Genomic DNA, 4,910 nt, shown 5'->3' with positions numbered 1-4,910 from the left:
GGATTCGATTCGACAACAAATGCAAGAGAATGCCATCACAGGATTCGCCTATTTCAATGATGATGCTGTGATTGGACAATTACGAACCGAAGAAGATCGACGTCTTGCACAACTTGAAGATATCCCACAGAATTTGTTAGACGCAGTCCTCGCAATTGAGGACAAAGATTTCTACAATCACCGCGGTATCGATTTCCGTGGTCTCTACCGTGCAGTCACTCAGAAGCTTCTGAATGAAGATGTACAAACCGGCGGAAGTACAATCACACAACAGCTAGCTAGACGTGTTTTCCTCACACTAGATCGCGATGACGGCCGTAAAGCAAGAGAGTTGCTGCTTGCACTTCGGATGGAACGCATCATGTCGAAGGATGAAATTTTACTAGCCTACCTAAACAAAATCCCATACGGCAATGGGGCAACTGGCTATAATCTCTACGGCATTAAAGCCGCTGCCAAAGGTCTGTTCAATATCGACGATTTAACCAAATTGAATATTGCACAAGCTGCGTATTTAGCCGGATTACCTCAATCTCCATCGCAATATTCGGCTTTTACAAGTAAGCCGGCTTTTGATGAGGATGGTTTCAAAAAAGCGGTAACGCGACAGCAGTTAGTATTAAAGCGAATGATGGAAGAAAACAAAATTACCAGTGATCAATATCAAGATGCCTTGAAATTCGATCTCAAAGCTTCCATGCCGGCAGCAGCTCAAAAAGCTTATACGACCTACCCTTATCTAATGATCGAGACCGAGCAGGAAGCATCTGAAATTTTATTAAAACTTCAACATCCAGAGCTCGATCCGAAGACGAACCAGACCGCTTATAATGAAGCGCTCAAGAACATACATACACAGCTATTACGCGGCGGATATCAAATCTACACCACAATTGATAAAACGATTTATGATTCGATGCATGAAATTTCAAGCAATGAGAAGAATTTCGCACCAACGGATGAGAAAAAAGGTGGCATTGAGCAGGTAGGTGCCATTATGATTGATTCCAAAACGGGAGCCATCAAAGGAATGATTGAGGGCCGCGACTTCTTCGATGAACAATTGAATCACGCTACACAAGCCTATAGACAGCCCGGATCTACAATGAAGCCAATTGCCGCTTATATCCCTGCACTCGAAAAAGGGGTCTTGCAGCCTGCCACCATCGTAGATGATATCCCAATCATTCTCAAGGACGGAGTTAAAGGCTTCCATTTGCCTGAGAACTGGGACCATAAATTCCATGGCCTGATGACTGCCCGAAGAGCTTTAAATCAATCCTATAATATCCCAGCTATCGATATATTCCTCAATAAAGTAGGCATTACGCAAGCATGGGATTTCGCTAAGAAACTAGGTATTACGTCTCTTACCAAAGAGGATAATGTCGCACAAACTGGTGTTATAGGTGGTTTAAGTCGGKGAACCTCGGTCAAGGAACTAGCAGGTGCCTATGCATCTATTCCGAATAAAGGCGTGTTTAATGCCCCGTACTTAATTCGTGAAATTAAAGATTCGAATGGCAAAACTATCTATGCTCATGAACAGAAGCCCCAAACGGCGTACTCGCCGCAAACGGCTTACCTAATAACGGATATGATGAAAACCGTTATTAGCAATGCTAGCCAAGGGACAGCTACGGATCTCATGAAAAAATTCAAATCATACGGCAAAATCGAGATCTCTGGAAAAACAGGCTCCACACAGGATGATGCTGATGCTTGGTTCATGGGCTTCACCMCTGATGTAACAGTCGGTGTATGGATCGGTTATGATCAGCCGATTAATAAACTGTCTTCCAAAACAGGCCAAACCAACCATGCAAAAGATATTTGGGCGCTCATCTTGAATAAAACGATTGAGCAAAAACCAGATCTTTTCCCGAACAAAACATTCGCAAAACCAGATGGAATCGTTTCATCAACAGTCTCCAGCTTATCCGGCATGCTTCCAAGTGAACTGACGACTAGCTCCGAGCATCTGGTAACCGACATTTTCAACAAAAAGTATTTGCCAACACAAACAGATAATGTCATGGTTAAAATGAAAATCAGCTCGCTTAATGGGCTCAATTACGTAGMTCAAGAAACGACACCTGCTGATTTCGTACAAGAGAAAGTCGTGATTAAACGACAAAAATCAATCACGCAATTATTAAAAGAAATCGATGAAGCGATGCAAAAGCTTCCTGAGAAAAGCAGAAAGCCTATCGATTTCTATAAACCAACTGATTATGACGTAGATGCTCCTTCCGAAGCTGATCCAAGGGTTGACGATGGGAAAGCACCTCCACCACCTCAGAACGTCGTGACAGTCAAATCAGGTGATACGGCGACAATTACCTTCCAACCGAACACGGATGCAGATATCGTAGGCTATCGCATTTACCGTTCAGATAATCAAGGCAAGTTCCAGCTCATGGGTGGAAAAGTCGTGATGGCAGGTGCTGAAGCGAAGTTTGTTGATCAACCTCAAACAGCAGCTATAACAGGCTACTATGTCACTGCTGTTGATGTWGCAGGTAAAGAATCCACACCAAGCCGGTCCTCTTATACGGATGGCAGCTCTCTAGATTCATTCATCATCCCTGGTGTCGATAGCAATGGCAATCCACTGAAAGATCTTATCATACCATCACCATCACCAGGACCAACGAATGGTGKAACAGGAACAGGAGCTGGCACTCCTACGGGCAAGCCGGCATCCAAGGATGCTCCTTCTGCACCTACGGGCATCAAGGCAAAGGCTGAAGAAGCTTCTCTTGTCCTAACATGGAAAGCGAATGATGCCAAAGACAAAGTCAAACAATATGTCGTGTATTTTAGTGATAAAGAAAAGGGCACATACACGAAGCTAGGCACCGTTGAGAATGGAACTGAATTCCATTACTACGCGGCAGCTTTCAATGGTTATTATAAGATAACAGCCATTAATGAAGCTGGAGAGTCTAAATTCTCTGCCACCATCGCTTATAATAAATAAGCGTAATTGAAGAAGAACCTGGCAGCAGCCAGGTTCTTCTTTTTTTTGATGCACAGAAAGCTTTCTCTGCACCACTGAGGGTACGTAGAAAGCTTGGGATGAACCTAATTAATCTTCAATTGTCGATAAGTCACCTGTCGGAAGGTTAAGCTCCCATGCTTTAAGCACACGGCGCATGATCTTCCCACTGCGTGTTTTGGGCAGCTTGTCCTTGAATTCAATCTCACGCGGTGCCGCATGCGCAGAAAGACCTTCCTTGACGAACTTAGAAATTTCAGCTTTCAGTTCATCAGAAGCAACAAAACCTTCACGCAACGCGATAAACGCTTTGATGATTTCTCCCCGCATAGGGTCTGGTTTCCCAATAACCCMAGCTTCAGCAACAGCTGGATGCTCAACGAGCTTGCTTTCGACTTCGAATGGACCTACGCGCTCACCTGCTGTGTTGATAACATCATCCACACGGCCTTGGAACCAGAAGTAACCATCCTCATCTTGATAAGCGGAATCTCCGGAAACGTACCAGCCTGTCAAACGGAAGTACTCTTCATACTTGGACGGGTTGTTCCAAATTTTACGCATCATCGATGGCCAAGGTGTTTTGATCGCGAGGTTCCCCATCCGATTCGGAGGCAGAATATTACCCGCATCGTCGATAATAGCAGCATCAACACCTGGAATTGGACGACCCATTGAGCCTGGTTTAATCGTCATAGAAGGATAGTTACAAATCAACTGTCCGCCTGTCTCTGTCATCCACCACGTATCGTGAATACGTTGATTATAGACCTTCATACCCCATCTAACGACTTCCGGGTTCAATGGTTCTCCAACACTCAATACATGACGAAGTGCCGATAAATCATAGCTTGCAGAAACATCATCGCCTGCCCCCATCAACATACGGAAAGCAGTTGGCGCACTGTACCAAACGGTTACTTTATATTTCTGAAGTGTATTGTACCAATCCTGTGGACTGAAACGTCCTCCGCGGATTACATTCGTCGCACCATTCAACCAAGGAGCGAAGATCCCATAGGAAGTCCCTGTTACCCAACCTGGATCTGCGGTACACCAATAGATGTCATCTTCTTTCAAATCAAGGACAATTTGTCCCGTATAATAGTGCTGCAACATCGCATTCTGAACGTGGAATACGCCTTTCGGTTTCCCAGTTGACCCGGATGTATAATGAATAATTAATCCATCTTCACGCCCCAACCATTCAATCTCAAGCTCTGTAGAAGCGTTTGCCATTTCTTTATGATAATCAACTTGTCCTTCACCAAGCTCAATGTTCTCCCCTACAAGGATCACATGCTTAAGGTGCGGAAGTTCACTATACGGCACACGTGATAATTGACTAGGCGTCGTGATTATCGCAACCGCTTCACTATCTGCCAAACGATCTCGAACCGCAGTTTCCATGAACGCTTCAAAAAGTGGTCCAACGACCGCACCTACTTTGAGCGATCCCAGTAAAGAATAATACAGTTCAGGTGTCCGCGGCATGAAAATGAAAACTCGCTCACCTTTGCCAATGCCTAGATTTCTAAGCACATTACCAAACTGATTGGATCTTTCCTTCATTTGTCCAAAAGTAATTGCTTCATCACGTGAGCTGTCGCTGTAATATAAAGCAATTTTGTCTTTCTTCCCGCCTTCCGCATGACGGTCAATGGCCTCATAGGCCATATTCACTTTACCTGTCTCGTACCATGAGAAGTTTTTCTCGATGTCTGCCCAATCAAATGACGCATGTGTTTGTTCGTAATTAGCCATGTTTGGATTAAGGGATACTGATTTAATGAGTTCATCTTTCATTTGATCCATAAACGTAAAACCCTCCTCACGAAATAAACCGCTTTCACTTTACTGATGAATTCGAGCAAAATGTGATCGATTTTTGACATGTTCTATTATAACA

The 4,910-nt window shown here is 44.1% G+C and carries 2 protein-coding genes; one reads left to right on the top strand and one right to left on the bottom strand.

Translation table 11 applies throughout. The features are described from left to right. Positions 1-2,983: transglycosylase domain-containing protein (locus AC1DLM_RS34780; RefSeq protein WP_477572550.1), on the top strand; the 2,983-nt coding region annotated here is incomplete at its 5' end. Between the two features lie 108 nt (positions 2,984-3,091). On the opposite strand, the gene acsA is transcribed toward AC1DLM_RS34780, so the two are convergent. Beyond that, positions 3,092-4,816 (bottom strand): acetate--CoA ligase, encoded by a 1,725-nt coding sequence (gene acsA, locus AC1DLM_RS34775; protein WP_477572549.1) that lies wholly within the window; start codon positions 4,814-4,816, stop codon positions 3,092-3,094. Positions 4,817-4,910 lie beyond the last annotated feature (94 nt).

The sequence above is a fragment of the Paenibacillus sp. 01T442 genome (assembly GCF_056398345.1).
Note: the sequence above shows the minus strand (reverse complement) of the source record. Positions and strands in the feature narration are given on the sequence as shown.